The organism is Vibrio sp. V09_P4A23P171, from assembly GCF_963875615.1.
Classification (GTDB): domain Bacteria; phylum Pseudomonadota; class Gammaproteobacteria; order Enterobacterales; family Vibrionaceae; genus Vibrio; species Vibrio anguillarum.
Genome location: NZ_CAWNMR010000050.1, coordinates 1 through 4,076 on the forward strand (window position 1 = coordinate 1; position 4,076 = coordinate 4,076).

4 protein-coding genes and 1 pseudogene are annotated in these 4,076 nt (G+C 40.5%); all 5 read right to left on the reverse strand.

Annotated features, from left to right (window positions below; genetic code table 11):
• Positions 1 to 129 precede the first annotated feature (129 nt).
• Positions 130 to 1,209, reverse strand: coding sequence for a type I restriction endonuclease (locus AACT23_RS13685; RefSeq protein WP_032473199.1), 1,080 nt, complete (start codon positions 1,207 to 1,209; stop codon positions 130 to 132).
• A gap of 222 nt (positions 1,210 to 1,431) precedes the next feature.
• Positions 1,432 to 1,947: a GNAT family N-acetyltransferase gene (locus AACT23_RS13690; protein WP_094129315.1), complete on the reverse strand. Its 516-nt coding sequence runs from the start codon at positions 1,945 to 1,947 to the stop codon at positions 1,432 to 1,434.
• 266 nt (positions 1,948 to 2,213) lie between these two features.
• Positions 2,214 to 2,492, reverse strand: a complete 279-nt coding sequence (locus tag AACT23_RS13695) for a DUF3709 domain-containing protein (protein ID WP_032469024.1) — start codon at positions 2,490 to 2,492, stop codon at positions 2,214 to 2,216.
• 235 nt (positions 2,493 to 2,727) lie between these two features.
• A complete protein-coding gene (locus tag AACT23_RS13700) occupies positions 2,728 to 3,291 on the reverse strand; it encodes a sugar O-acetyltransferase (protein WP_088733285.1) in 564 nt (187 codons plus the stop codon).
• 683 nt (positions 3,292 to 3,974) lie between these two features.
• A pseudogene (locus AACT23_RS13705) lies at positions 3,975 to 4,076 on the reverse strand (GNAT family N-acetyltransferase); the annotation flags it as partial.

Genomic DNA, 4,076 nt, shown 5'->3' on the forward strand with positions numbered 1-4,076 from the left:
TAACGCCCGCCTAAGGGGCTGGCAACGCATAACACTAAACTCAATCACAACAACCGTAACCACCGCGACTCATTGGGACTGGAAACGCCACGCGTTGACAGTCCCTCTTGAGGCGTTTGTTATGTGTATTTACTCATATAGAGAAAGGGTATTTTGTAGATGCTCACTGAAATTAAAGATGTCATCGACTGTTTCTATTGGATGGCGAGTTTCATTTTTTTCCTCATCAAAGAGGCCGATATATTTTTGTTTCGTATTAAACCATAAACGACACAATGGCTTACGGTTATTATCGTCAAGCAATATACCAAAATAGCTTTGTGTATCTCTTGCGCAAATTCTGGTCACACCAACCTTTTGTCTCAAAATAGCCTTAACGATATTGAAACCTTCAATTTCTTCATCTGTAGTATGAATCTTAGGTTTCTCACTTGTAGTTAATGATTCATCATCAGGCTCAACTTTTACATCTAGCTTGATCGTTTCTTTGGCATCAGCACCAATTGCAGACTTTAGGCGAGAATTAATGCTATCGTTCAAAAACTGTTTTAATGCCTTTGTTGTTATCTCTAAAAACTGCGACTTAACTTTTGCTGTTTGAACTCCATCGTAAACTCTTGATGTAAAAAACTTAACAAAGTCTTCTTCAGGAGCTTGAAATTGTTCACTAAGAATCCGTTTAATTTGATTGAGATATTTTAGTTCACCTGCTGCATCAACAACAGATTCAACATCAAATGACGATTTAGTTAACTTTTTAATTTCAGGAACAGTATGTTCATCTAGATCTTCAAGATCGAGGGTAAGAAATGGCTTTTCATCCATTTTATTTGGAGCATCAAGATCAGTAAAAAACTGATATTGTGAACCATTAGTTAAAATAGCAATTCTTGCGTTTGTGACTGAGAAGTATCTGAATAACTGACTAGCATGTTTGGGAGATAACTGCTCCCCATATTTCTTACACTCGATCAGAATTTGAACGACACCATCTTTGATAAGCGCATAATCAACTTTTTCACCTTTTTTAGTCCCAGTGTCTGCCGTAAATTCTGGTATGACTTCATTTGGGTCAAACACATCGTAACCTAAAACTGAATGTAAAAAGGGCATTACTAATGCGTTTTTTGTCGCTTCTTCTGTTGCTAGATTCCCAGACACCTGAGAAACCTTTTTAGCTAGTGCCTGTAATCGTTCAATAAAATCCATATGATAATCCTCTTTATGCATTGCAATCAGTGGATTATACAGAACAGCCAAACTATAAACTGTTGGCTAGTTAAAATTTCAGGTAATTGCGTCGATTACACATAACGCCCGCCTAAGGGGCTGACAACGCATTACCACTAAACTTAAACACAACAACTGCAACCACCGCGGCTCAATGGGACTGGAAACGCTACGCGTTGACAGTCCCTCTTGAGGTGTTTGTTATGCGGTTAATAGCTTAGACATGTACAGCTCATTAACATACTCACCATCGACAACCAGAGAATGGCGCTTTAAACCCTCAACTTCAAAACCACATGACTCATAGAGCCTTTTAGCTCTCTCATTGTGCTGCATTACGGTCAACTCTAGCCGGCTATATCCATGAGAAATCGCCCAGCCTTCAAGCTTGTTTACTAATTCTTTTCCAAATCCTTGGCCTGTAACAGCTTGGAGAAGGCCAATGACCAAAGACATGCAGTGTTTATTGCGATTGACTGTATTACCTACACCGACAATGAAACCAAAAGCCTTTTCATCATTGGTCAGTAAATACATCACCTTATTAGATAAATCATTGAATGAGTGAATAATTTGAATTTGCTGCTCCAGTGTGGTTGTCCTTTCTTCTGGTTCAAGCAGCATAAATTTAGACTCTCGATCTAATTGGTACATTAATGACAATACTGACTCTGCATCTTCGACTGTTACTTTTCTGATAATCACTTTTTCATCCATGCTCAAATAACTGCATAACGCCCGCCTAAGGGGCTGGCAACGCATTACACCAAAATCAAACACAACAACCGAAACCACCGCGGCTCAATGGGACTGGAAACGCTACGCGTTGACAGTCCCTCTTGAGGCGTTTGTTATGCTTAAGCTTCAACAATTTACATTTGAACAAACTCAAGAATAACCCACTGAAATCATTGACCAAAACTCGAATTTTCTTGAACTAGAGCTGGCTCAACTTTTACCTATGAACTGACCAATGCAGGCTTTCATTTAGCAACTAGGCCAATGTGGAAACCCTCTCCGACAAACTCACTCACCACGCATGGGCGCGACAACTCAATGAGGCAATAACACTGAAATTTACAGCGACAGACACATTGCTGTTTCATTAGGCAGCGCAAAACAATATTCAATTGCCTACAGACTTTAAGCCTGTAGGTAAAGGCACCAAACTGCTCAAAGCGACTTGAGCCAACAACACTAACCTCGCGCAGACTCAACAACACAATGAGGCAATCACCGCGATTTTTCAGCGCCAGATACACTGCAGCTTCATTAGGCAGCGAAAAACAATATTGAATTGCCGACGAAACCTGAACGAAATGCCAACGGAATCGACAAACACAACCTACTGATTCTTATGGATTAAGCATAACGCCCGCTTAAGGGGCAGACAACGCTACTGCCAACTTACCGCATAACACCGTAATCACTAAAACCAACGCATAATAAAAATGCCACGCGTTGGCTGTCCCTCTTGAAGCGTTTGTTATGAGTAAATTATGGCTTAGCGCTGATTTCTTTTAACACTTTCGCTGGGTTACCACCAATTACGACGTTGTCTCCAAAACTCTTCGTTACCACTGCACCAGAGGCTACCACCACATTATTCCCAAGGGTCACACCAGGATTGATAACCGCATTACCACCTATCCAACAATTGTCACCAATGGTTATTGGCTTTGCTAACTCTAAACCACTGTTCCTCTCGGTTGGGTCTAAGGGATGTGTTGCAGTATAAATTCCAACTTGAGGTGCAAGTAAACAGTTCTTACCAAATTTTACTTCCGCAACATCCAAAATCACGCAGCCGAAATTAGCATAGAAATTATCACCAACATGAATGTTAGAGCCATAGTCACAATTGAAAGAAGATTCAATGTGAATATTGTCACCTGTTGTGCCGAACAAATGCTTAATTATTTCAACACGCTTTTGTTGAAACTCAACAGAGGTTGTATTCAACTTTTCAGTTAACAATCTAGCGTTCAATCTTAGCTTTAATAAGTCTTCATCACTTGGATCATAAAGCTTACCTGCTAACATTTTTTCTTTTTCTGACATTAAATTTGGACTCCAATACCAATTTACTCATAACGCCCGGTTAAGGGGCTGACAACGCAAAACACTGAACTCAAAATAACAACCGTAATCACAAAGGCCGATTTGAACAAAAACCGCCACGCGTTGGCAGTCCCTCTTTAACCGTTTGTTATGCAAATTCAATGAGATAAACTGACTTTACACGACCCAAAGCCACAATTGCAATGGTTGAGTGATTCAAGAATCAACCCAAGCCAGAGCCATGACAAATAAGCCGCCAAAACAAAGCCCACCTTTCAACAACAAACCAAGCTTTTGAATCAGGAAAACTCAACGAGCGAAAACTTCAGCAAGTGTACAATGCTCGATAAACTTGCCCTTTCCACATTTTGCGCCTGCCAAACTGACAACGCGCCAGCGCTAAAACCGATTGAGGCAAGCAAAGAACTTTGCCTGTTTTACGGTTTGAGTTGACCACGAATTTGAGGGTAAAAATGCTCATTTGCCGACAACACAAAACGAATGGCCGGAGAAATCCCAAAAGATTGAACCCCTAAATTTACCTGAGTTGCATAACGCCCGGCTAAGGGGTTGACAACGCACCGCCGAACTTAAAAAACATACTGTAAACACTGAGCTTCAATTTTGTACTAAAGTCGCCACGCGTTGGCAATCCCTCTTGAGCCGTTTGTTATAAGCTGCCACTAAACGTTTGGATTACTTGAGTTATTAAACGAATACATGCGTATTTCATCCCTTGGAAACCAGCCTAATTTTTCGTAAAAATTTTGCGCATTAACATTATT